The organism is Jiangella sp. DSM 45060 (assembly GCF_900105175.1).
Classification (GTDB): Bacteria; Actinomycetota; Actinomycetes; order Jiangellales; family Jiangellaceae; genus Jiangella.
The window spans coordinates 5706335-5729090 of the sequence record NZ_LT629771.1 but is presented as its reverse complement, the minus strand read 5'-3'; the positions used below and the strand labels follow the sequence as shown (position 1 = coordinate 5729090).

Annotated in this window: 21 protein-coding genes; 9 read left to right on the top strand and 12 right to left on the bottom strand. The window is 73.9% G+C overall.

Annotated elements, in window-relative coordinates; translation table 11 throughout:
- Nucleotides 1-37 precede the first annotated feature (37 nt).
- Nucleotides 38-679: a TetR/AcrR family transcriptional regulator C-terminal domain-containing protein gene (locus BLU82_RS25545; RefSeq protein ID WP_092623786.1), complete on the top strand. Its 642-nt coding sequence runs from the start codon at nucleotides 38-40 to the stop codon at nucleotides 677-679.
- Here BLU82_RS25545 and BLU82_RS25540 read toward each other — a convergent pair.
- Together BLU82_RS25540 and BLU82_RS25535 are read right to left on the bottom strand one after the other, a co-directional pair.
- Nucleotides 658-2151 carry a sulfatase-like hydrolase/transferase gene (locus BLU82_RS25540; RefSeq protein ID WP_092626283.1) on the bottom strand — a complete coding sequence of 498 codons (1494 nt, stop codon included), beginning with the start codon at nucleotides 2149-2151 and terminating at the stop codon, nucleotides 658-660. The genes BLU82_RS25545 and BLU82_RS25540 overlap by 22 nt on opposite strands.
- Nucleotides 2148-5468 carry a lamin tail domain-containing protein gene (locus tag BLU82_RS25535; RefSeq protein WP_172885704.1) on the bottom strand — a complete coding sequence of 1107 codons (3321 nt, stop codon included), beginning with the start codon at nucleotides 5466-5468 and terminating at the stop codon, nucleotides 2148-2150. The genes BLU82_RS25540 and BLU82_RS25535 overlap by 4 nt, the downstream gene beginning before the upstream one ends.
- Before the next feature lie 124 nt (nucleotides 5469-5592).
- On the opposite strand from BLU82_RS25535, the gene BLU82_RS25530 reads away from it, so the two are divergent.
- Genes BLU82_RS25530 through BLU82_RS25520 form a run of 3 tightly spaced genes read left to right on the top strand, consistent with a single transcriptional unit; the run spans nucleotide 5593 to nucleotide 8890 of the window.
- Complete coding sequence (locus BLU82_RS25530) at nucleotides 5593-6336, top strand: histidine phosphatase family protein (RefSeq protein ID WP_172885703.1); 744 nt, start codon at nucleotides 5593-5595, stop codon at nucleotides 6334-6336.
- The gene (locus BLU82_RS25525) at nucleotides 6333-7349 is read left to right on the top strand and encodes an endonuclease/exonuclease/phosphatase family protein (protein ID WP_092623784.1); all 1017 of its coding nucleotides are present in this window, start codon (nucleotides 6333-6335) and stop codon (nucleotides 7347-7349) included. Before BLU82_RS25530 ends, BLU82_RS25525 begins: the two co-directional genes overlap by 4 nt.
- The gene (locus tag BLU82_RS25520) at nucleotides 7346-8890 is read left to right on the top strand and encodes an ABC transporter substrate-binding protein (protein ID WP_092623783.1); all 1545 of its coding nucleotides are present in this window, start codon (nucleotides 7346-7348) and stop codon (nucleotides 8888-8890) included. Before BLU82_RS25525 ends, BLU82_RS25520 begins: the two co-directional genes overlap by 4 nt.
- A gap of 49 nt (nucleotides 8891-8939) precedes the next feature.
- Here BLU82_RS25520 and BLU82_RS25515 read toward each other — a convergent pair whose 3' ends face one another.
- From BLU82_RS25515 to BLU82_RS25505, 3 genes are read right to left on the bottom strand one after another with little or no spacing between them, the layout of a single operon-like run.
- A complete protein-coding gene (locus BLU82_RS25515) occupies nucleotides 8940-9977 on the bottom strand; it encodes a LacI family DNA-binding transcriptional regulator (RefSeq protein ID WP_092623782.1) in 1038 nt (345 codons plus the stop codon).
- A gap of 38 nt (nucleotides 9978-10015) precedes the next feature.
- Nucleotides 10016-10351, bottom strand: coding sequence for a hypothetical protein (locus BLU82_RS25510; protein ID WP_092623781.1), 336 nt, complete (start codon nucleotides 10349-10351; stop codon nucleotides 10016-10018).
- A gap of 7 nt (nucleotides 10352-10358) precedes the next feature.
- The gene (locus tag BLU82_RS25505) at nucleotides 10359-11300 is read right to left on the bottom strand and encodes a DUF6772 family protein (protein ID WP_092623780.1); all 942 of its coding nucleotides are present in this window, start codon (nucleotides 11298-11300) and stop codon (nucleotides 10359-10361) included.
- 284 nt (nucleotides 11301-11584) lie between these two features.
- Between BLU82_RS25505 and BLU82_RS25500 the strand changes: the two genes are divergently transcribed.
- Genes BLU82_RS25500 through BLU82_RS25480 form a run of 5 tightly spaced genes read left to right on the top strand, consistent with a single transcriptional unit; the run spans nucleotide 11585 to nucleotide 16190 of the window.
- Complete coding sequence (locus BLU82_RS25500) at nucleotides 11585-12352, top strand: IclR family transcriptional regulator (protein WP_092623779.1); 768 nt, start codon at nucleotides 11585-11587, stop codon at nucleotides 12350-12352.
- A complete protein-coding gene (gene nikB / locus BLU82_RS25495) occupies nucleotides 12352-13275 on the top strand; it encodes a nickel ABC transporter permease (protein ID WP_092623778.1) in 924 nt (307 codons plus the stop codon). Before BLU82_RS25500 ends, nikB begins: the two co-directional genes overlap by 1 nt.
- Nucleotides 13276-13278: 3 nt before the next feature.
- The gene (locus BLU82_RS25490) at nucleotides 13279-14184 is read left to right on the top strand and encodes an ABC transporter permease (RefSeq protein ID WP_092623777.1); all 906 of its coding nucleotides are present in this window, start codon (nucleotides 13279-13281) and stop codon (nucleotides 14182-14184) included.
- A gap of 7 nt (nucleotides 14185-14191) precedes the next feature.
- Nucleotides 14192-15202: an ABC transporter ATP-binding protein gene (locus BLU82_RS25485; RefSeq protein ID WP_092623776.1), complete on the top strand. Its 1011-nt coding sequence runs from the start codon at nucleotides 14192-14194 to the stop codon at nucleotides 15200-15202.
- Nucleotides 15183-16190 (top strand): ABC transporter ATP-binding protein, encoded by a 1008-nt coding sequence (locus BLU82_RS25480; protein ID WP_092623775.1) that lies wholly within the window; start codon nucleotides 15183-15185, stop codon nucleotides 16188-16190. The genes BLU82_RS25485 and BLU82_RS25480 overlap by 20 nt, the downstream gene beginning before the upstream one ends.
- Here BLU82_RS25480 and BLU82_RS25475 read toward each other — a convergent pair.
- Genes BLU82_RS25475 through BLU82_RS25445 form a run of 7 tightly spaced genes read right to left on the bottom strand, consistent with a single transcriptional unit; the run spans nucleotide 16170 to nucleotide 22724 of the window.
- Entirely contained in the window at nucleotides 16170-17414 is a 1245-nt protein-coding gene (locus BLU82_RS25475; protein ID WP_092623774.1) for a phosphopentomutase, read from the bottom strand. The two genes, BLU82_RS25480 and BLU82_RS25475, sit on opposite strands and share 21 nt — an antisense overlap.
- On the bottom strand, nucleotides 17411-18574 hold the full coding sequence (locus tag BLU82_RS25470) for an alanine racemase (protein ID WP_092623773.1): 1164 nt from the start codon (nucleotides 18572-18574) through the stop codon (nucleotides 17411-17413). Before BLU82_RS25470 ends, BLU82_RS25475 begins: the two co-directional genes overlap by 4 nt.
- Nucleotides 18574-19683, bottom strand: a complete 1110-nt coding sequence (locus tag BLU82_RS25465) for an aminotransferase class V-fold PLP-dependent enzyme (RefSeq protein WP_092623772.1) — start codon at nucleotides 19681-19683, stop codon at nucleotides 18574-18576. The genes BLU82_RS25470 and BLU82_RS25465 overlap by 1 nt, the downstream gene beginning before the upstream one ends.
- Nucleotides 19680-20591 (bottom strand): hypothetical protein, encoded by a 912-nt coding sequence (locus BLU82_RS25460; RefSeq protein ID WP_092623771.1) that lies wholly within the window; start codon nucleotides 20589-20591, stop codon nucleotides 19680-19682. Before BLU82_RS25460 ends, BLU82_RS25465 begins: the two co-directional genes overlap by 4 nt.
- The gene (locus tag BLU82_RS25455; protein ID WP_092623770.1) at nucleotides 20591-21982 is read right to left on the bottom strand and encodes a YhfT family protein; all 1392 of its coding nucleotides are present in this window, start codon (nucleotides 21980-21982) and stop codon (nucleotides 20591-20593) included. Before BLU82_RS25455 ends, BLU82_RS25460 begins: the two co-directional genes overlap by 1 nt.
- Nucleotides 21979-22347, bottom strand: coding sequence for a DUF2620 family protein (locus BLU82_RS25450; RefSeq protein ID WP_092623769.1), 369 nt, complete (start codon nucleotides 22345-22347; stop codon nucleotides 21979-21981). The genes BLU82_RS25455 and BLU82_RS25450 overlap by 4 nt, the downstream gene beginning before the upstream one ends.
- Nucleotides 22344-22724: a hypothetical protein gene (locus tag BLU82_RS25445; protein WP_092623768.1), complete on the bottom strand. Its 381-nt coding sequence runs from the start codon at nucleotides 22722-22724 to the stop codon at nucleotides 22344-22346. Before BLU82_RS25445 ends, BLU82_RS25450 begins: the two co-directional genes overlap by 4 nt.
- Between the last annotated feature and the right edge of the window lie 32 nt (nucleotides 22725-22756).

Here is a 22756-nt window from a genome sequence, read left to right as displayed (position 1 = left end):
GCTAGTCTTACGCCGTAAGTGATGCAAGGAGGCAACCGTGGGCCGATCGCGAGTGCAGGGCAAGCACGCGGGCCTGACCAGGGACCAGGTGCTCCGCGCCGCCGTCCGGCTGGCCGACCGCGACGGCGTCGAGGCGCTGTCCATGCGCAGGCTGGCCCGCGAGCTCGACGTCGAGGCGATGACGCTCTACCACCACGTCCGGAACAAGCAGGGCCTCGAGGACGCCATCGTCGAGTACGTGCTGGCCGAGTCGCTGCGCCCGCCGCTCGAGTCGGCCGGCTGGCAGGACGTCGTCGCCGGACACGCCGCCGACCTGCACCGCGGCCTCACCGAGCATCCCGGCGCCGTACTGCTGTTCGCGACGCGGACCGCGGTCACGCCGCGGACGCTGGCGATCCTCGAGCAGTCGCTAGGCGTACTCCGCGACGCCGGGTTCGCTCCGCGGACGGCGCTGCACCTGATCTACGCGGTCGCCGGCGCCGTCGTCGGCCAGCACCTCGCCTACGCCGGCGAGCAGGCGCAACCGGCCGTCGACGCCTCCGCCGTCGGCGCCGACCACCCCGTCCTCGCCGCCGCGCTCGCCGACGGCCCCGTCACGATGGAGTCGCGCCTCGACTTCACCCTGACCACCTTGATCGCGGGCTTCGAGAGCCTGCGTCAGGGCGACGGGTCGCGGTAGGCGGCGTCCAGCTGCTTGCGCGCCTCGAACGGGTGGAACGCCTCGGCGCCGGGCTCGCCGACCGGCCGTACCTGGCCCCGTCCGGTCACCGCCTGCACCCGGCCGTCGCGGCGTGGGTCGGCGTAGCGGTCGAACCACCGCTCGAGCAGTGTCCGCAGCTCGGCGGCGCGCGCTTGGCGGTCCGGCTCGTCGCGGTCCAGCACCCGCTCGTCGGCCAGCAGGTTGATCCGCTCGCCCGGGTCGCGCACGAGGTCGTACAGCTCGTGCGGTCCGTACGGGTAGCGGTGGACGTACTTGGTGTCGCGGGTGCGGATCATCCGGGTCGGGCCGAACTCGTCGTACACGACGACCGGCCGGTCGGCTCCCGCGGGCCGGCCGGCCAGCTCGGCGGCGAAGCTCTGCCCCGGGAGCCCGGCCGGGGTCAGCTCGGCCAGCCCGGCGACCTCCAGCAGCGTCGGCAGCAGGTCGTACCCGCTGAGCATGGCGTCGACCTCGGCCACCGGGACGCGGCCGGGCATCGACGCGATCATCGGCACCTTGACCGACGAGTCGTACATGTTCTGCGGGAATGTCGCGTTGCCCTTCCCCCAGATGCCGTGGTGGCCGCAGTTGAAGCCGTTGTCGCTGGTGACGAGCAGCAGCGTGCGCTCCTCCAGGCCCAGTGCGCGCAACTCGGCGACGATCCGGCCGACGCCGCGGTCGAGGGCCGTGACGGCGGCGAAGTAGCCCTGCAGGTGGTCACGGATCGTGACGGGGCCGCGCGCGGGGTCGGCGTTCTGCTCGGTGTTGTCCAGCTCGATCGGGTGCTGCTCGATCCACGGGTGCCGGGTCTCCTGCGGGCAGCTCTCGAAGGCGCACCCGGCGTAGGAGTCGACGAGGTCGGGCGGGTGCTGGTCGACCCACGGGCTGTGCGGCGCGGTGTAGTTCACGTTGAGCAGGAACGGCGACCCGTCGCCGGCCCGCGCGCGGAGGAAGCCGGTGGCGTCGTCGGTGATGACGTCGGTGAGGTAGCCCTCCGTGCTGACCTTGCGGCCGTCGCGGTACATGACGGCGTCGTGGTAGCGGCCGCCGCCGCTGGGGTGGACGAACCAGTGCTGATAGCCCTGCTGCGGGACGGGGCTGTCGCCCAGGTGCCACTTGCCGCTGATGCCGCACGTGTACCCGGCGTCGGCGAGCAGCCGCGGATAGCTGGTCAGCCCGTCGAGGTAGCCGATGCCCGGCTCGTCGTGGCCGTTGCCGCCGCGGATCCAGTCGTGCACGCCGTGCGCCGACGGGATGCGGCCGGTCAGCATCGACGCGCGGGACGGCGAACAGACCGGCGAGGTGCAGTAGAACTCGGTGAACCGGGTGCCGCCGCGAGCGAGCGCGTCGACGTGCGGCGTGCGGATCTCGGCGTTGCCGTAACACCCCACGGCCCAGATCGCCAGGTCGTCGGCCGTGACGACGACGATGTTCGGCCGGTCCCCGCTCATCGGCCGGCCGTCGCGAAGCTCGACAGCGGCGACCGCGCGGACCGGCCGGCGGAGTCGGCCGCCTCGGCGAACCACACGTACCGGCGCCCGGTGGCCAGGTCGGTCCAGGCCAGCTCGGCCGTTGCGCCGTCGTCGGCGGACGCCGTCCCCAGCCCGTCCAGCGAGGCCAGCGCGAACCCGGTGGTCTCGACCCGCTTGTCGTAGACGTCGCCGATATCGGCCGGGACGACGAACTCGTCCGCCTCGTCGCCGTAGGGGCCGGCCACGTAGTACTCGCCGGCATTGTGCTCGTCGCGCGACGGCGAGTACGTGTTGACCGACATCGTCTTGCTGTCGAGGTCGAACTGCAGCAGCCGCAGGAAGCCGGTGTCCTGCAGACCGTCGGCCTGGTAGCCCTGGTAGTTGGCCAGCAGCTCGGTCACGACGCGGCCGTCGTCCTCGTGCCTGACGGCCTGGGCCACGCCGTTGACGTGGCCGCTGAGCACGAGGAACACGTTGTCGTACGGGTGGACGACCTGCCGCCAGATCCGCTCGCCCAACGACGTCCAGCGGTCGTTCTCCGGCGTGGTCGGCACGGCATCGCGGTTGAGGTACTCATGCGTCGTGACGATCACGTTGTGCTCCGGGTGCGCGGCGACGACGGACGCGGCCCAGTCCAGCGTCTCGTCGCGGTCCGGGTACGCCACGAAGCCGATGTTCAGCACGAGGAACGGCGCGCCGTCGATCTCCAGTGTGTCGTAGTGGCTGATGTTGTCGCCGGGCCGCCAGGAGCCGCCGTACCAGGGGCTGGTGTCGAACCGCTCCGGCGGGAAGTACTCGTTGAACAGGCCGGAGTCGCGGCCCCACTTGTTGTCGTGGTTGCCCGGCAGGATGCCGTACGGCATGCCGGCATCCTCCAGCACGCCCATGAGGTCCGACGCGAACCCCCACTCGTCGCGGGCTCGGCGCTCCAGGTGCGTGCCCCACATCCAGTTCTGCACGATGTCGCCGACGTGCGCGGTGTACTCGATCTTGCGCGCTTCCGCATTGCGCACCAGCCACGACACCTGGTCGGCGTGGACGTCGCGGAACTGCTCGGTGAGCTGTTGCGGGTCCGGGAGCACGCCGATCGCGAAGTCGTAGTCGGCCGGGTCCTCGAAGGAGCGGTCGGCGGCGCCGGTGAACGCGGGTCGCGTCGCCGGGCCGTCCTGGACGAGGACGCTGACGCGGCGGCCGCGGACCGCCGTCGCGGCGTCGACCGTGCCGGTCAGGGTGACCGATCCGGTGCCGGCGTCCAGCAGCTGCCAAGCGCCCGACCGGTGGTTCCAGACGTAGAGCTGCAGCTCGCTGGCGCCGGTCGACCGGCCGGTCCAGACGACGTCGAACGTGGCGGGCGCGTCGTCGGCGACGGTCAGCTCGAACCGCTGGTACGGGAAGCCCTCGGTCGCCTCGGTGACCAGTGGCTCGGTGTCCTCTCCACGGACGAGGCCGGCGGCGCGGTGCCGCTCCTCGCCGGGCAGCGTCAGCTCGGACGGCGGCGCCGTCGGGCTGACGCCGGTGAACACGGCGGCGACGTTCTCGACCACCGGCAGCCGCGGACCGCCGCGGAACGTGACGTCGGCGGGCTCTCCGGTGGTGTGCGCGGCCCGCGCCGACAGGACGGCGTCGCCGGCCACGTCGTCCGCCCCGTCGGACGGCGTCAGCGGCGTCGGCGGCAGCGGCCGCGGCGAGGGGGCCACGTCGGCGGGCTCCAGTTCCTCGGCCGGGATGTCCGCCGGGTCGTGCAGGCCGGCGGGGATCGCGCCGGGCGAGGCCGGCGCCCGGACGAAGTCGGCGACGTTGTCGCCGGTGTCCTGGAACCGCTGGTGCGTCTCGCCGGACGCGATGTCGAGGAACGGCACCAGCGAGACGCCGTCGGTGCATGGGCTGTAGAGCGCGAAGTATGCGCCGGCGCGGTCGACCAGCCGGCCGTCGGCGTCGTGCACGGAGAACCCGTAGCCGTCCTCGTCCGGCGGCGTGCCGGTGAGCGGGACGACGTGCGTGGCACCCGGCGCGATGGCGACGCCGTCGAGGACCGTCACCGGCTCCAGCGCCCGGCGCCCGTTCGCGAGGCAGCGGTCGACGGTCCAGCCGGTGAGGTCGGCGGGCCGGTCGCCGTCGTTGACCAGCTCGACGAACGGCGCGGCGGGGTCGTGCGAGAACTCGCTGACGCGGATGCCGGCGGCCCGGTTCTGCTCCGGGCCGGGGGCCGTGACGGCGAAGTCGGCGGCGTTGTCGCCGGTGTCCGCGACGCGCCGGTAGGTCTGGCCGGACCGGTAGTCCAGCCGGTCCGGCAGCGCCGTCCCCTGCGTGCAGGCGCTGTCGACGGCGGGCTCGTGGACGGCGTCGGACTCGTACACGCCGACGGCGTCGACCACGGTGCCCGCGGCGTCCTCCACCAGCACACCGAAACCGTCCTCGGCCAGCGCCGGGTCCGGGTAGCGCACGACGGCGCCGTCTTCCTGCACCTGCGCGGACTCGTGCGCCACCAGCAGCCGCTCGCCGGGCGGCAGCGTCGTCCCGGCCGGGACCTGCGCGAGCAGCCCCGCGGTCTGCCGCGCCCCGAGCGTCGTGCACACCGAGAGCCGCCAGCCGCCGACGTCCACCGGCTCGGCGCCGGTGTTCTCCAGCGCCACGAACTCGTCGGCGTCGCCGCCCGGGCCGCCGTTCGCCAGCTCGCCGACCAGCACGTCGCCGCGCTGGACGCCGGGGTCCGGCCGCTCGGCGTTGGCGGCGCTCGGCGTGCGCGCGGCCCGGACGAAGTCGGCGCCCACGTCGCCGGTCGCGCCGACCCGCTGGTAGGACTGGCCGCGGGCGAAGTCCAGCGTGCTCGGCACCGGCGGGCCGCAGATGCTGTCGCGCGACGCCGGTGACACGGCGATCCGGTCGACCAGCCGGGCGTCGCCGTCCTCCAGCCACACGCCCATCGCGTCGTCGGCCAGCGACGTGCCGAACACCGCGTCCGCCGTCGCGGCCAGGCTGGACGAGCGGTGCGCCAGCAGGAACGTCTCGCCGGGCGCCAACGTCACCCCCGCCAGCGCCGGCACCAGCGGGCTGGCGCCGCGGCTGCCGCTGGCGCCGCAGTGGTAGACGCGCCAGGCGTCGAGGTCGGCGGGCGCGTCGCCGTAATTCGTCAGCTCGATGAAGGCGTCGTCGGCGCCGCCCGGGCCGCCGGCGGCGACCTCGCTGACGAGGACGTCCGGGCGGGCGCTCCCCGCCGCGGGCGTGGCCACGCCCGCGCTGGCGGCGAGGATCGCCGCGGTGAGCAGGGCCGCCGCTCGGCGGGTGGAACGCAGCATGCTGGTCACCTCTCGTGTGGTCCGGCGCCGGCCACCCTGCTGCTCAGTGGGCCGCCGGGGCAACGCGGTTGCACAGGGCGGAACCGCGTTGCCCGGCCGTGGCGGGGTGCCCGACCCTGAGCCGGTGAACGCGAGATGGCAGGTCGACGAGCCGGCGGTGGACGGCGCCCGCCGGGTGCGTCTGGTGCTGATCCGGCATGGCGAATCGACGTGGAACGCGGAGGGCCGCATCCAGGGGCAGCTCGGGCCGGGACTGTCCGGCCGCGGCCGCGACCAGGCGGCGACGGTCGCGCGGTGGCTGCGCGACCACCACCCGCGGGTCGGCGCCGTCGCTGTCAGCGACCTCCCGCGGGTCACCGAGACCGCCGCCGCCTACCTGGACCTCGCTCCGTCCGCCGTCGTCACCGACCCGCGGCTGCGCGAGATCGACAACGGCGAGTGGAGCGGCCGCACCACCGCCGAGGTGGCGGCCGCGTACCCCGAGCAGATCGCCGCGATCCGCCGCGGCGAGGACCTCCCGCGCGGCGGCGGCGAGACGTTCGCCCAACTGACCGCCCGGGTCGACGCTGCGCTGCGGGAGCTGGCCGGTCGGCTCGCCGCCGAGCCGGTCGCGTTGGTCTTCACCCACGGCGGGCCGATCCGGGTCGCCGTCGCCGCGGCCATGGGGTTGCCGGCCGGCGGCCACGCCCTGCTCGAGCCGCCCGGCAACTGCTCGGTGACCGAGCTGTCCGTCCTGGTCGGGCCGGACGGGGCGACGCTCGCGCGGCGGCTGGCCGGCTACAACCACGATCCGCTCGGACAGGCCTTGGCGGCCGCCGGGCCGGCCGCGGCGGACGATGACGTCGCTGCCGCGAGGAGGACCGCGTGACCACGTTCGTGTCGATGACCTGCAACCTCTGGGGCGGCCACCACCTGGACGCGCGCGTGCCGGCGCTGCGGTCGCTGTTCGAGGTCCGCCCGCCCGACCTGCTGTCCGTCCAGGAGCTGACGCCGCGCCTGCGCGAGCTCATCGACGCCGCCCTGCCTGGTCACCGCCGGGTGGACGACCCGTTCCCGGGCTGGAGCACGCAGAGCAACCTCTGGTGGCGCGACGACCTGTTCACGCCGGAGGAGCACGGCGCCGAGGACGTCGGCATCAGGGCCGAGCATGCGCGGCTCTTCTGGGTGCGGCTGCGCACCCGCGCCACGTCAGAGCCGGTTGACGCCGCGTTCGCCGGGAGTGACACCCCGCCCGGCTCGCGCGACGCTTCGTTCGCCGGGAGTGACACCCCGCCCGGCCGGGAGGGCCCCCACCCTACGGGCGGGCACCGACAGACTCGCTCGCTCGGCGCCACCGACGCCTCGCTCGGCCCGGATGACGTCGCGTTCGCCGGGAGTGACACCCCGCCCGGCCGGGAGGGCCCCCACCCTACGGGCGGGCACCGACAGACTCGCGCGTTCGTCTACGCCACGGCCCACCTGACCTGGCCCGGCCATCCGCAGGAGCGCGCCGACGACGTGAGTCCGCGGGTCGGGCAGGCCCGCAACATCGTCGCCGCGCTGGACCGGCTGGCCGGCGACGGGCCGTGCATCTTCACCGCCGACGTCAACGACTACGCGCGGCCGTTGTGGGTGCTGCGCGAGGCCGGGTTCGCCGACGCGTTCGCGGCGCTGGGCCGCAGCTCGCCGATCACGCACCCGGTCGTGCCGCTGCCGGGCCCCGGCACCGGCCCCCGCCCCGGCTGGGCCGCACCGGAGCCAGTCGCCAAGGCGATCGACTGGCAGTTCCACCGCGGTCCGCTGCGGCCGCGCTGCGCCGAGGTCGTCGAGTTCTTCCACGAGGGCGTCGCGCCCTCCGACCACAAGCCGGTGGTCGTCACCTACACATTGGAGAAGCCATGATGCGCAGCCGGGCACACCGTCCGCTGGCACTGGGGCTCGCGGCCGTCCTGGCCGTGGCCCTCGCCGCCTGCGGAGGGGACGACGACGAGGGCGCGGCCGGGGGCGGTGGTGACCAGGTGCTCCGCGTCGCGCCAAGTGTGGCGCCGGTCTCGCTCGACCCGCACGGCGAGCAGTCCGCCGAGGAGGGCGTCCAAGAGATCGTCCAGCACCTGCTCGACCCGCTGGTCCGCCTGGAGGACGGCGAGTTCGTCCCGGTCCTGGCCGAGTCGTGGGAGAACCCCGACGACCTGACCTGGGTCTTCCACCTGCGCGACGACGTCACGTTCCACGATGGGACCCCGCTCACGGCGGCCGACGTCAAGGCGTCGGCGGAGCGGCTGATCGAGCTGAACGGGCCGCTCGCGCCGCTGTGGGCGGGCGTCGCGGCGATCGAGGCGACCGACGAGCACACCGTGACCATCCGGACGGCGCAGCCACTGGGCACCGTGATCAGCACCGTCTCGCTGCTGTTCGTCGGCCCGGCCGACCGCATCGGCGAGGCGGACTTCTGGCGGGCGCCGGTGGGCTCGGGGCCGTTCGTGTTCGACGAGTTCCTGCCCGACGAGCGGGTCGTGATGACCGCGAACGAGGACTACTGGGGCGGCGCGCCGGAACTGGACCGGCTGGAGTTCACCTACATTCCGGAGATCTCCGCCCGCCTGACCGCGCTGGAGACGGGCGAGGTCGACCTCACGACCGGCGTGCCGCCGGACCAGGCGCCGTCGATCCAGGACAACGACGACATCGTCTTCGAGACGTCGCCCAGCTACACGTACTACTTCATGTGGTTCAACTCCAGCCGCGAGCCGTTCACCGACCCGCGGGTGCGGCAGGCGATGTGGCACGCCGTCGACGTCGAGACCATCGTGGCCGACCTGTTCGGCGACGCCGCGACGGTGGCGCGCGGCCCGATCCCGCAGGACGTCTTCGGCGCCAGCGAGCAGCAGCCGTACGAGTACGACCCGGAGTTGGCTCGGCAGCTGCTGGCCCAGGCCGGCTACCCCGACGGCTTCAGCACGACGCTGCAGTGGCCGCGCGAGTCCGGCGCGAACATCCGCGCGCTCGCGCAGACGCTGATGTCGCACTGGGCCGAGGTCGGCATCACGGTCGAGCCGCTGGAGAAGGAGCGGGCCCAGTGGATCGACGACCTCAACGCGCTGAGCTGGGACCTGAACCTGCAGACCAACAGCGTCGGCACCGGTGACGCCGACTACACGCTCGGCCGGCTCTACACGTGCGAGGCGAACCGCAACGGGTTCTGCAGCGAGGAGCTGGACCAGCTGCTGCTGGCGGCGAAGTCGGCACTGGACCCGGAGGAGCGCGCCACGCTGTACGAGCAGGCCGCGACGCTGATCTGGGAGCAGGCGGTCGGCATCTTCCCGATGGACCTCGGCAACAACGTCGCATACCGCGAGCGCGTCGAGGGGTTCGAGATGCCGGCCAACGGCCGGGCCCGCTTCCACGAGGTGTCGGTCACCGGCGAGGCCGCCGAGGTGTACTGACCCGGGAGACGGACTGACGGACCCGCCGGCGCGCAGCCGGCGGGTCCGTTCACGTGGAGGCGCGGACGACCAGCTCGGGCGTCAGCCGCTGCTTGCGCGGCGCGGCGTCGGCGCCGTCGCGCAGACGGCGCAGCAGCAGGTCGACGGCGGTCTCGCCGATGCGGCGGGCCGGCAGGTGCACCGTCGTCAGCGGCGGATCCATGTACGCCGCGTACGGGTGGTCGCCGTAGCCGACGATCGCGAGGTCGCCCGGGGCGCGCAGCCCGCGCTCGGCCAGCGCGCGGTACAGCCCGAGCGCGAAGAAGTCGTTGCCCGCCACGACGGCGTCGGGACGGTCGTCGCCGGCGACCAGCTCGCGGGCCAGCCGGTACGCCTCGGCCGGCTGCCACGGCAGGACGGCGGAGTCGTGCCGGCGGGTCGGCACCGAGATGACGTCGGCGTCGGAGCTGGGCAGGCCGGCGTCGGCCATGGCCAGGTGGAAGCCGGCGATGCGCCCGGCGATCGTGGTGATCGGGAGGTCCTCCTCGAGCACCTGGATGCGCCGGGCTCCGGACGCGATCAGGTGCCGGGTGGACTCGTAGGCGCCGTGCTCGTTGTCGATGCCGACGAAGTCGCAGCCCAGCTCGGGCACGTCGCGGTTGGCGAACACGATCGGCACGCCGGCCGCCTGCACCCGCGTCCAGTGCGCGGTTTCGCCCTGCACCGGCACGACGATGGCGCCGTCGACGGCCGAGCGCAGCAGCGACTCCGCCGCCCGCCGCTCGTTCTCGACGCTCTCGTCGGTGACCATGAGCAGCAGCGAGTAGCCGCGCCCGCGGCCGTGCGGCTCGATGCCGTTGATCAGCTGGGCGTAGAACGGGTTCGACGGGTTGGTGATGACCAGCCCGATGGTCATGGCCGAGCCGAGCACGAGCGAGCGCGCGTGCGTGTTGGGCACGTAGCCGATGCGCTCGGCCTCGGCGATGATGCGCTCGCGGGTGTGCTCGCTGACGCTGTCCTTGCCGCCCAGCGCCCGTGAGACGGTGTTGACCGACACGCCCAGGGCGGTGGCGATGTCGCGCAGCCGCGCCCTGCGGGTGTCGGTCACCGTGTCCTCGTTCTCGTGTTGCCGGCCACAGCGGGCTCTCAGCTCTTGGCCGCCAGGTACACGCGCAGCTTAACCTCGGCGTCGTCGCCGCGGACGCGTCCGCGCAGACGCAGCCAGTGGCCGAACTCGCGCACCGTCCAGCTGGTCAGGCCCGGACCCGCCGTGGCGTGTGGCGCCTCCTCGTGATCGCACCAGGTGATGCCGTCGGGTGAGATCTGCGTGACGACGTCCAGCTCGGCCGGGTCGCCGGCGGCCGACAGCACCTGGACGAACCAGCGCGCCTCGGACGCCCACGCGACCTCGTACGGCTCGGTCGCGAACTCGCCCCGCACCGTGGTGTTCCGCTCGAGTACAGCGGTCAGCGATTGCCGCATCGTGTGCCTACCAATCCACCGAGACGAGAACGGAGTCCAGGTACAGGAAATTGCGCACCGACGAATGCGTGCGCACACTGAAATAGAAGTTCAGCAGATTCTCCAACGACTCGTACCGGTCTTCGTAGATCGGCACCGGGACATCGCTCATGTCCATGACCCGGTCGTTGATCTGCAATTCGACGTTCTTGCGCGCGGCGGTGTCGACGACCCACCGCAGATAATGCCAGTTCACCTTCGTCGGGACCTCGTTGTAGCAGAGTTCCTGGGGCTCGCCGAACGGGTGCCAGTCCTCCGGGTTCGGCGCCGTGAAGTCGGCCGCGTAGCCCAGCTTCACCTTGCCCTCGAGGTGCTCGCGCGGCGTCGGCTCGGGCACCCCCGGGTACATCCACTGCCGGGTCAGCCGGTGCTGGTGGTCGGTGTTCTGGTAGCGCGCGACGGTGTGGTAGCGGACGCCGCCGTCGCCGCACAGGTCGGTGGCCACCGTCAGCGCGCCGAACTGGGCCTCCGACGGGTGCAGGTTGCCGTCCCACACGACCTCGCCGAACGTGTCGTTGGCGGGGTCGGAACCCAGCGTGGCCTCGGCCTTGAAGGTGAAGTACGTCTCCAGCTGCACTCGGCCGCGCCCGCTCATCGTCAGACGGCGGATGGCGACCGCGGTGTGCCCCGGATACGGCCGCGTGGCCAGTTTCAGGGCGTACGTGCCGCCGAGCGTGCCGTGGGTGCCGATGTCGAAGAAATTGCAGGCGCTCAGCTGCGGCGGGCGGAAGTCGCGCATGTGGTCGTCGACGGTGTCGAGGTTGCCGTTGCCGTCGTAGTTGCCGATCAGTTCGCACCAGCCGTGGGTGCCGGAGTCGAAGTCGTCGTGCGCGAGGATGCGGCCGAGCGGATTGAATTTCGACAGGCGCGGATCGGCCGCCACGAGGGCCCTCCTGAACTGGCCGGTCATATCGCCTGCAGTATCGACGGACAAAGTCGCCTCCTCGCGAATGGGGGCCGCTTCACAGATGAATTCCAACGGCCTGCGCCAGTTCGGACGTTAACGTTCACGGAACAACGGTGTCAAGGCGCGTTGCATCCCTCGCAACCCGGCTGACCAGCAGGTTCACCCATTCGCTGAGCCGACCCTTGACACCGTTCTGGGCCGTCCTCTAGCGTCGCCCATGAACGCTACCGTTAACGTTAATGTAACGACGCCGAACCACCCGACGAGTGCACAGGGGTGAGTGATCGATGAAGTCGCTGAGCCGCGCCCTCGAAGTCCTGACCGAGCTGAGCCGGCACGGCCACCCGCGCACGCTGACCGACATCACCAACGCCGTCGGGTTGCACAAGAGCACCGTCCACCGGATGCTCGCGACCTTCGTCGAGTTCGGCCTGGTCCGCCGCGACGAGGCCAACCGGTACGTCGTGGGCCTGGGCGCGCTCGACCTCGCCCGGGCCGCCCGCGGCGACGCCGGGCCCGACTCCGTCGTCCACCCGGCGCTGAGCGCGCTGCACGAGAGCACCGGCCAGGCGGTCAGCTACGGCCGACCCCGCGGCGGGCACCTGGTGCGGACGGCGACCGCCGGCCAGCCCGCGGCCGACCCGGGGTCGCCGCTGCCGATGCACGCGACGGCGCTGGGCAAGGCCTACCTCGCGCACCGCCCCCGGGTCGAGGTCGACCGGTTCGTGGCGCGGGCGCCGTTCCCGCGGCTCACCGCCCGCACCGTCACCGACGCCTACGGCCTGCTCCGGTCCCTGGCCCGGGCGCGGACCTGCGGCTACGCCGTCGAGGACCGTGAGTACGCCGAGACCGGGCGGGCCGTCGCGGCCCCGGTGCTCGACCACGACGGGCTGGCGGTCGCCGCCGTCGCCGTCCGGGTCCCGTCGCGGGTACGGCACCCGGCCGAGCTACGCGGCCTGGCCGCCGCCGTCACGGCGTGCGCCGACCGCATCGGCGCCGGCCTGCTGGACGAGGCGCCGCCGGTGACCGTCCTGGCGCACGCGCAGGGCGCCTGATGCCGGCCTACCTCGCGCGCCGGCTGCTGTTCTCCGTCTTCGTCCTGTGGGGCGCCGTCTCGGTCATCTTCGTGGTGCTGCGGCTGGTGCCCGGCGACCCCGCGACCGTGCTGCTCGGGCCGGACGCGACCGCCGACCAGATCGCCCAGCTGCGCGAGCGGATGGGCCTGGACGAGTCGCTGATCGTCCAGTACGGCACGTACCTGCGCGACGTCGTCAGGCTGGACTTCGGCGACTCGTTCCGGATGAACGTCGACGCCATGGACCTCGTCCTGTCGCGGCTGCCGAACACCGCCGAGCTGGCGATCGCCGCGCTCACGCTGTCGATCCTCATCGGCTTCCCGCTCGGCGTCATCGCGGCGCTCAAGGCCAACACGCTGACCGACCGCGTCATCTCGGTGCTGTCGCTGGTGGGGCAGTCGACGCCGGCGTTCTGGGTCGGCATCGTCTTCATCCTGGTGTTCGCCCGGACGCTGGACGTGCTGCCCAGCGGCGGCACCGGCGGCTGGCAGCACCTGGTGCTCCCGGCGGTCACGCTGGCGCTGCCGTTCCTGGCCATCCTGGTCCGGCTGACCCGCAGCGGGTTGCTCGAGGTCATCCACGAGGGCTACGTGCAGACGGCGCGCGCGAAGGGGCTGCGCGAGAGCGTCGTGATCTTCCCGCACGCCGCCCGCAACGCGCTGATCCCGGTCGTGACGGTGGTCGGCCTGCAGTTCGGCCAGCTGCTCGGCGGCACCGTCATCGTCGAGACGGTGTTCGCCTGGCCCGGCGTCGGGCGCTTGCTGGTCGACGCGATCTCGCACCGCGACTACGGCGTCGTCCAGGCCGCCGTGCTGTTCATCGCCGCGGTGTTCGTGCTGGTGAACCTCGTCGTCGACGTCCTGTACGGCTACCTCGACCCCCGCGTGCGATTGGCCGGGTGACCCATGACCGACACACTGACCGACCTCGGCAGCCCGCCGGCCGCCCCCGTCCCCGAGGCTGCTGGCCGCCCCAGGCGCAAGCCCGGTTCCGGGCGCATCCGGTTCGCGAGCGCCGTCATCGCCCTCTACGTGCTCGCGGCGGTGTTCGGGCCGTGGCTGGTCGGCTACGACCCGGTCGCGACGAGCACCGGCGACCGGCTGCTGCCGCCCGGCTCGCGCACCGAGGACGGCTCGCTGGCGATCTTCGGCACCGACCAGGTGGGCCAGGACCTGCTCGCGCAGGTGTTCCAGGGCGCGCGCATCTCCATCGCGGTCGGCGTCGCGACGCTGCTGCTGGCCGGGCTGATCGGCGTCACCGTCGGCGTCGTGGCCGGGTGGTACGGACGGTGGCTGGACGGCGCGCTGATGCGGCTGGCCGACGTCCAGCTCACGTTCCCGTCGATCCTGCTGGCGATCTTCATCGCCGCGCTGCTCGGGCCGAGCGTCGTCAACGTCGTCATCGTTCTGGCCATCTCGAACTGGGTGACGTTCGCGCGGGTGGCCCGCAGTCAGGTGCTGGTCACGAAGAACCGCGACTTCGTCGACGCGACCCGGACGCTGGGCGCGCGGTCGTGGCACCTGGTGCGGCACTGCGTGCTGCCGGCCTGCGCGGCGCCGGTGCTGGTGGTCGCGACGGTCGAGATCGGGCACGTCATCCTGGCCGAGGCGTCGCTGAGCTTCCTCGGCCTCGGTACCCCGTCCAGCTCGCCGAGCTGGGGCGTCACCATCGCGAACGGGCGCAACTACCTGGGCGACGCGTGGTGGATCTCCACCATCCCCGGTATCTGCCTCGCGCTGCTGGTCGTGTCGTTCGGCCTGCTCGGCGACGCGCTGCGGGACCGGTTCGACCCGAAGCTGAAGAACCTGTGAGGCGGCCGTGACGGAGAGTCCACTGCTCAGCGTGCGCGACCTCGCCGTGCGCTTCCGCACCGGCGGCGGCGTCGTCCGAGCCGTCGACGGGGTGTCGTTCGATGTGCGCCGGGGCGAGACGCTGGCCGTCCTCGGCGAGTCCGGCAGCGGCAAGAGCGTCACCGCCCAGGCCGTCATGGGGATCCTGCCCAAGCCGGCCGGCGAGATCGCCGGCGGCAGCATCGTCTACGACGGACGCGACCTGCTGACCGAGGACCCGAACCGGGTCCGGCGGCTGCGCGGTGACGAGATCGCGATGGTCTTCCAGGACCCGCTCAGCTCGCTGAACCCGGTGTTCCGGGTCGGCTGGCAGATCGGCGAGATGTTCCGGCGGCACCGCGGCGCCTCGCGCCGGGCTGCGCGCGCCGCCGCCGTCGAGCTGATGGAGCGGGTCGGCATCCCGGCCGCCGGGCGGCGGGTCGACGACTTCCCGCACCAGTTCTCCGGCGGCATGCGGCAGCGGATCATGATCGCGATGGCGCTCGCGCTGCGGCCCCGCCTGCTCATCGCTGACGAGCCGACGACGGCGCTCGACGTCACCGTCCAGGCGCAGATCATGCGGCTGCTGGCGGACTTGCGCCGCGAGGAGGGCATGGCGCTCGTGCTGATCACGCACGACCTCGGCGTGGTCGCCGACGTCGCTGACCGGGCGCTGCTCATGTACGCGGGGCGGGCGGTCGAGACCGGCGCCATCCGCGAGGTCTACGACCATGCCGCCCACCCCTACACCCGCGGCCTGATGGCGTCGATCCCGGACCTCGACGGGCCGCGCGAGCGGCTGACGCCGGTGCGTGGCGCGCCGCCGAACCTGCTGGCGCTGCCGTCCGGCTGTTCCTTCCATCCACGCTGTCCATACGCCACCGACCGGTGCCGCGCCGACGACCCCGCCCTGCGCGCCGTCGACGGGCGGCCGGCCGAGCACCGGGCCGCGTGCCACCACGCCGAGGAGGTGGTGTCGGGTGAGCGCGAACGGGTCTGAGCCGCTGCTGTCGGTGCGCGACCTGCACACGACGTTCCCGCTGCGCTCGGCGCTGCTGCGGCGGGTCACCGGCCACGTGCAGGCCGTCGCCGGTGTCTCCTTCGACCTGCGCCGCGGCGAGACGCTCGGGCTGGTGGGTGAGTCGGGGTCGGGCAAGTCGACGCTGGCCCGGACGGTGATCGGGCTGGAGCGGGCCGCGTCGGGCACCGTCACCTTCGACGGCCGCGACCTCACCGCCGCGTCGCCGGCCGAGCTGCGCGCCGCGCGACGCGACGTCCAGATGATCTTCCAGGACCCGTACTCGTCGCTGAACCCGCGCCGCACCGCCGGCCAGATCGTCGCCGAGGCCTGGGAGATCCACCCCGGCGTCGTGCCGCGCGACCGCTGGCGCGACGAGGTGCGCGACCTGCTCGCCCGGGTCGGCCTCGACCCGAGCCACGCCGACCGCTACCCGCACCAGTTCTCCGGCGGTCAGCGGCAGCGCCTCGGCATCGCCCGCGCGCTGGCGCTGCGGCCCAAGCTCGTCATCTGCGACGAGGCGGTGTCGGCCCTGGACGTGTCGATCCAGGCGCAGGTGCTCAACCTGCTCGCCGACCTGCAGGCCGACCTCGGCCTCACCTACCTCTTCATCGCCCACGACCTCTCCGTCGTCCGTCACGTCTCGGACCGGGTCGCCGTCATGTACGCGGGCAAGGTGGTCGAGCTGGCCGAGCAGGAGGAGATCTTCCGGCGGCCCACCCACCCATACACCCAGGCGCTGCTCTCCGCCGTCCCGGTGCCGCGGCCGTGGAGCCAGCCGCCGCGCGAGCGCATCCTCCTCACCGGCGACGTCCCCTCACCGGCCGACCCGCCGTCCGGCTGCCGGTTCCGGACCCGCTGCTGGAAGGCCCGGGACGAGTGCGCCGACGTCGAGCCCGCCCTCGAGCCCCGGCTCGGCCTGCACCCGAGCGCCTGCCACTTCGCCGAGCTACCGGCCGCCCACGGGTAGGTCCTGCGCGGCGGCGGCGACGCCGACGGCGGTGGCGCCGGCCGGGAGACCGAGCCACCGCGCGACCGTCGCGCCGACGTCGGCGAGGGAGGCGAGATCGTGGCCGCGGCGGGTCGAGGGGGCGCCGCCGGTTGCGGCCAGCACCGGCACCCACTCGCGGGTGTGGAAGGGGTGCCCGATGGCGGGGTCGTTGCCGTGGTCACCGGTGACGACCAGCAGGTCGCGCGGGCCGAGCCGTCCGGCGACGCGGGGGAGGGCGCGGTCGGCCGCCTCCAGTTGATCGGCGAAGGCGGCCGCGTCCTGGGAGTGCCCGGCGAGGTCGGTCCGCTGCACGTTCGCCACGACCAGCCCGTGCCCGGCGGTCGCCGCGACGTCGGCGAGGATCGCGGCGGTGTCGACGCCCGGACGGCGGTCGACGGGCGCGTCGGTCACCAGCAGGTCGGCGGCCTTCCCGATGAGGACGACGTCGTGGCCGGCGCGCGCCGCCGCCTCGTGCAGCTGGCGGGCGTGGTCGACCGGCGCGCCGAGGTGCCGGACCCGCAGCCCGCCGTTGCGGTAGAACCCGCTGGCGGGGGTGTCCAGCCCGACGGTGCCGCCGGGACCGGGGCGGACGGCGTCGGCCAGCGGCCGCTCGGAGCGCCCGCCGACGGCGATGACGCGGGCCACCGGCGCCACGGCGCGCACCACCTGCGCGATCGCCAGGATCGCGGCGAAGCCGAGGTCGTCCAGCCGGGCGGAGACGTTCCAGTTCAGGCCGGGGTCGGCCTCGAGGTTGTCGTGGACGAGCGCGGCGTCGTCGACCACCAGGACGGGGCGGTCGTCCAGCGTCCGCACCCGGTGCCCGCGGGCCCGCAGCGCAGCCGTCACCTCGTCGATCCGCTCGGCCAGCCGGCACAGCACGACGTGCGACATGTCGGCGCCCATGAGGGTCTGGTGACCGGCGAAGGAGTCCGCGCCGGGGTAGCCGAGCCCGGCCCGGGCGCCGGTCGCGCGCAGCAGCGGGACCGGGACGGCGAGCAGGTCGCGCAGGTCCGGGCGGAGCGCCGCCAGCCCCAGCCCGGCCAGGTGCGGCACGTCCAGCGGCCGGCCCCGCTCGCGCACCGACCACGCGGCGACGGCGCCGACGGTGTCGGCCGCGGTGTCCGACGCCCGGACGGTGGCGGCGTCGGGCAGCGCGCCCACGCCGAAGCCGTCGAGGACGAGGACGGTCGCGGAGGGGCTCACGCGACCCGGCTCCCCAGCGCGTCGAACACGCCCTCCACACGCGGCCGTCCCGCCTCGATCCCGGCGACCACGGCCACCCGGGAGCGGGTCACGAAGATCTGCGTGCGGAACGCCATGACGGCGGTGTCGCCGACCCGCGCGCCGTCGCCGTCGCCGCTCCAGTCGAACCGGCGGTAGTAGTCGATGCTGCCCGCCGGGGTGTCGCGCAGCGTCGCCCGGCGCACTCCGCCGCCGGTGGCGACGAGCAGGTCGCGGGCCCGGCCGCGGCTGTAGAAGCCGCCGCCGAAGACGCTCGGCGCGGAGCCGAGCTGGGCGATCTCCGAGACGTACACCAGCGCCGGACGTTCGGCCAGAGCGGCGTCGACGGCGTGCTCGGGCGTCGTGCCGGTGAGCGCGTGACCCGGCTCGCCGACGGCGCCGCCGAGCCGCGCGATCTGCGGGATCGTGCTGACGCTGGTGTGGCTGGGCAGCGACAGCACCGGGTCGAGGCCGGCCGCCCGCATCGTCGCGGCGGCGGCGAGCACGCGGTCGAGGGTGCCGGTGGGCCGCGGCCGCCCGGCGCCGGCGTCGAAGCTCAGGCAGGGGAAGCCGGTCGCTCCGGCGACGCGGACGCCGTCCAGCCGGGCGGCGCGCTCGAGCACCCCGGCGACGTCGTCAGGCTCGAAGCCGCCGTCCTGGCCGGGGAACGTCGACTCCGCCGCGCCGCGGATCTTCAGCAGCACCGGCTGCACCCGGCCGAGGTCGTGCGCGGCCGCCGCGACGGCCGTCAGGTTCTGCTCGTCCGCCGCCGTCACGTATGCCGGTTCGGCGGCGAGGAGGCCGGGCAGCCGCCGGCGCGGCACCTGGACCAGATGCCCCAGGTTGCCCAGCCGGGCGCCGGCGCCGAGCAGCGCGACGGCCTCGCGGTGGTCGATCGCCGCGGCCAGCGGCAGGTGCCGCGCGACGGTGGCGGTGACCAGCGGGTTGCGGCCGTACTGCTTGGCGACGAACCACAGCTCGACGCCGTGCCGCGCGGCGCTCGCCGCCAGCGCGGCCGCGTTGTGGTCCACCGCGTCGAGGTCGATCACGTACGTGTCCGGCTCGACGGCGCCGGAGCGGTGCAGGTCGATCGCGGCCTGGACGAGCGCGGGATTGCGCCGCTCGGTCATCGCCAGGAACATCAACGATCCCCTTCGGCCAGAGCCGACCGCAGGATGCGGGCGGTCAGCTCGGCACCGGCGCGCATCGGGTTCACCCGGACCGCCCAGTCCGCCAGCTCCGGCTGCGCGGCCAGCGCCGACGACGACAGCCGGTAGACCAGCGGGGTGATCTCGTGCCGCGAGTTGGAGCCGACGGGGAACGGCGCGGCGCCGTGCCGCGCGGCCCACGCCGGCACGTTCGCCGCCACGGGCCGGTCCAGCAGCGCGATGACGCACAGGTCCTGCGCGTTCGCCAGCCGGACGTCCACGACGCCGGGCACGTCGCCGTCCGCCAGCCGGCCGGCCAGCTCCGTCACCGCCCGCGACTGCGCGGCCCAGTTCAGCGGGACCATCACCAGCGCCTGCAACGCGGCCAGCGCCTGACCGCCCTGGACCTGGCCGCCGCCGGAGTAGTTGGCCGCCCGCGCCCGGCCGACCAGCTCGCCGTCGCCGACGACCACGCCGACGCCCTCCGGCCCGTGCAGCTTGAACAGCGAGAACGCCGAGACGGTGGCGCCGTGCTGGACGCCGATGCCCGGGGTCCGGAACACCGCGTAGTTGTCGTCGACGACGACGCCGCGGCCCGACGCGGCCGCCCGCGCGATGACGTCGGCGGGCTGGTGCCGGTCGGCCAGCCGCTGCCGGGAGTGCTGCACATACACCCAGCGGGCCGGGTCGCCGGCGAGCGCGGCGTCGAGCGCGGTGTTGTCGTCGAAGTCGACGCGGGCGACGTCGGCCAGGCCGTCGCGGAACGTCGTCGCCGTCGTCGAGTAGTCGGGCGCGTCGTGGGCGATGATCCGCCGCTCGCCCTGCGACCACGGGCCGGCCGACAGCGCGGCCCGGATGGCGCCGGTGCCCGCGCCCTGCACCAGGCAGGCGTCGTCGGCGCCGAACGCCTCGGCCAGCACCGCCTCCGCCCGGGCGGTGGTGTCGGGCCGGCCGAGGCCGGGCACGACGCCGACGTCGGCGCGGAAGAGCGCACCGTCGGTGAAGTGTGTCGCGATCGCGCCGACCAGGCGCTGCTGCGCGGCCAGGGCGTCGTCGGCGGTCGCGATGGGCAGCGGGGTGGTCGCGGGCAGCGAGGGGCTCATGGGTGCTCCGTTCCGTCCAGCCAGCGCAGGGCGTTCTCCCGGTAGAGCAGACCGAGCGTCGCCGCGTCGACGCCGCGGGCGGCGAGCTCGGCGCGGAACGGGCCCAGCACGTGGCCGAAGCCCGGCCCGCCGCGGCTGGTCAGGTAGCCGTCGCGGGAGATGTCGTTGCTCAGCAGCAGGTGCCGGGCGTAGCCGGCGTCCAGCAGCGCGAGCAGCAGCTCGACGCGCTTCTCGTCGGGCTGGTAGGCCGCCTTGCCGACGGTGTCGAAGGCGACGTACGCGCCGGCGGCGGCGATGGCGCGGTGCTGGCCGGTGTCGTCGATGAGGTCCTGGTGGCCGATGCAGATGCGGTGCGGCGCCAGCCCCGCGCCGGTGAGCAGGTCGAGCTGCTCCAGTCCGCCGCGTCCGAGGTGGGCGTGGGTGGCGACGGACAGCCCGGTGGCCAGCGCGGCCCCGGCGGACGCGAGCAGGCCGACGCGCTCGGCCGCACTGGCCTGCTCGCCGCTGCTGCCGATCTCGCCGATGACGCCGGGCCGGATGCCGGCGCCGATGTCGTTCACCAGCAGCTCGGTGGCGAGGTCGACGGAGTCGCCGGGTTCGCCGTCGGGGTGGAACCGCTCGTAGTACCAGCCGGTCGCGAGCACGACCTCGACGCCGGCCCGCTCGGCGATGGCGCGCGCCCGGGCCGGGTCGGCGCCCATTCCGCGGCCGGTGAGGTCGACGACCAGCCCGAGGTCGTGCTCCGCGCGGGCCGCGGCCAGCTCGGCCGCCACCGCGGCGTCGTCGCTCACCCGCGCCTCGGGATCGCCGAACCGGGTGAGGTCGACGACCAGGTGCTCGTGCGCGAGGACCGTGCCGGGCACGTCCACCGGCCCGAGCACCCGGCCGCTCGCCGTCCGGATCGGCATCAGCCCGCCACCGGCTGGACGAGGTCGACCAGGTGCAGCAGGTTGAGCACGATGCCGCCGACGATGACCGCCGCGGGTCCGGCCGCCATGCGCACGACCGGCCGCCCCATCGACTCGTTGAGCAGATACAGCCCGCCGACCAGCGCGATGCCCAGTCCGCCGCCCATCGCGAGGCCGGCCATCAGCGAGCCGACCAGGATCGCCAGCGACAGCGTCTCGGTGATCGCGTGCCTGATATGGTCGGCCGACTCGCGCACGCTCGGCCAGTGCTGCAGCCACCGTCCGACGGCGCTGAGCAGCAGCACCTCCGCGGCCATCACCAGCGCGCCGAGCACGAACGCGACCGCGAGCGCCAGCGGCCAGGCGTCGATGAAGACGTGCGACAGGTAGCCGATCGGGTAGACGAAGGTGAACCCGGCCATCGCGTACGCGCCCGAGGCCAGCGCCGTCGTCGCGATCAGCGGCACGAAGCCGAAGGCGCGCAGGAAGTCGACCTGCGCGGCCTCGCCGTAGGTGCCGTCGGCGACGAGGAAGCTGGTGGCCTCGCCGCCACCGAAGATGCCGCTGGCCGCCAGCGCCGCGACCATGCCGCCGAGGATGCCCAGCGGGATGACGTTCCGGCGCAGCCGCTCCGCGTTGGGCCCGAACAGCTGGTCGGACGCGGCCGCGGTGGCCGCCTGCTGCTCGGCGTGCGCCACGCGGTCCGCCTCGGACCCGCCGGCCAGCACCAGCTGCTCGGCCCGCCGGGTGGACCGGTCCTGGGTGAGCGCGAACCCGAGCAGCATGACGACGCCGGTCGCCATGGCCAGCGACCCGGGGAACAGGGTCTCCCAGACGTTCATCGACAGCAGCACGACGGCGAGCTCGGCGCCGAACGTGATCAGGCCCTTCGCCCGGCCGAACTGGCGGGTGATCGCCAGCACCGGGAACAGCGTGAACAGCCACAGGATCGGGGTGGAGATCTGCTGCAGGGCCGTGACGAAGTCGATCGGCAGCGACGTGGCCGCGTTGTTGGCGGCGTTGAGGCCGAAGACGCAGACCGCGCCCCAGGCCGCGCCGCCGGTGGCCGCGAGCCAGCGCCACGGCGCGATCAGGCCGATGATCTCGACCGGCAGGAACACCAGCCACGGGTTGAGCACGCCGGTCGACAGCGCCATCGGCGCGCCGAGGCCGAAGATGAACCCGGCCGACAGCCCCGTCACGATCGTCGCGGTGGCCAGCCGGGTGGACCGGCCCTGGATGTAGTCGAGCAGGAACGGCCGGGCGCCGTCGTTGAAGACCGCGAGCGCGGCGTTCGCGATCAGCGCCGCGAACGCGCACAGCACGATGACCAGCACGCCCTGCCAGGCGTCGAACGAGACCGACGCGGTGTCGGTGGCGGCGAGGATCATGCGTCCGCCCCCGTTCGTCTCGCGTCCAGCGCCGCCCAGAGCGCCGGCACGACGTCCTCGACCTGGTCCAGCGCGAAGCCGAAGGCGACGTTGCCGGCGTCGACCGCGGCCTCGATCGCCGCGGCGGACGGGACGGTCCGGCCGAACGTGTGCGTCTTGTCCGAGCCGAGCAGGCCCACCAGCACGCCGAGGCTCGCGCCGGCGCCGGTGTGGCACGTCCCGAGGTAGTAGTCGGCCGCGCCGGAGCGCAGCTGGACGGCCGCGTCCATGTCGGTGCCCACGACGACGGTGTCGTCGGGGCCGAGCAGTGGTCGCAGGGCCTCCGCGACCTCGATCTTCGCAACTCCGCCAGCGATGAGTTTCATCGGTTCTCCTTGGTCGCGGTCAGCGCGAGGGCGCCGAGATGGAGGCTGAGGTACTGCTGCTCGACGGCGGACAGCGGCACGCCGAGCGCGGCTTCCGCGCGGCCGGACACCCGCGCCGCGGCGTCGACGGCGGCGGGCGCCTCGTCGACGACCTGCCGGTAGACGACGTCGGCCGGCGGGTCGATGTCGGGCTCACCGCGCAGCAGCCGGCCGAGCGCGGCGACCAGGTGCGAGGTGAGCGAGCCGGCGGTGTCGTCGGTGACGTCGAAGTCCGGTTCGAGCCGGGCGAGCTCGCTCGCCACGAAGTCGACGACGCCCGGTGGGGTCTGCGCCATGTCGCGGAAGAGGTCGAGGCGCAGGCGGAGTCGGTCGTCCATGCATCGCTCCGTCCGTGGGGTTCGGGGGTGGG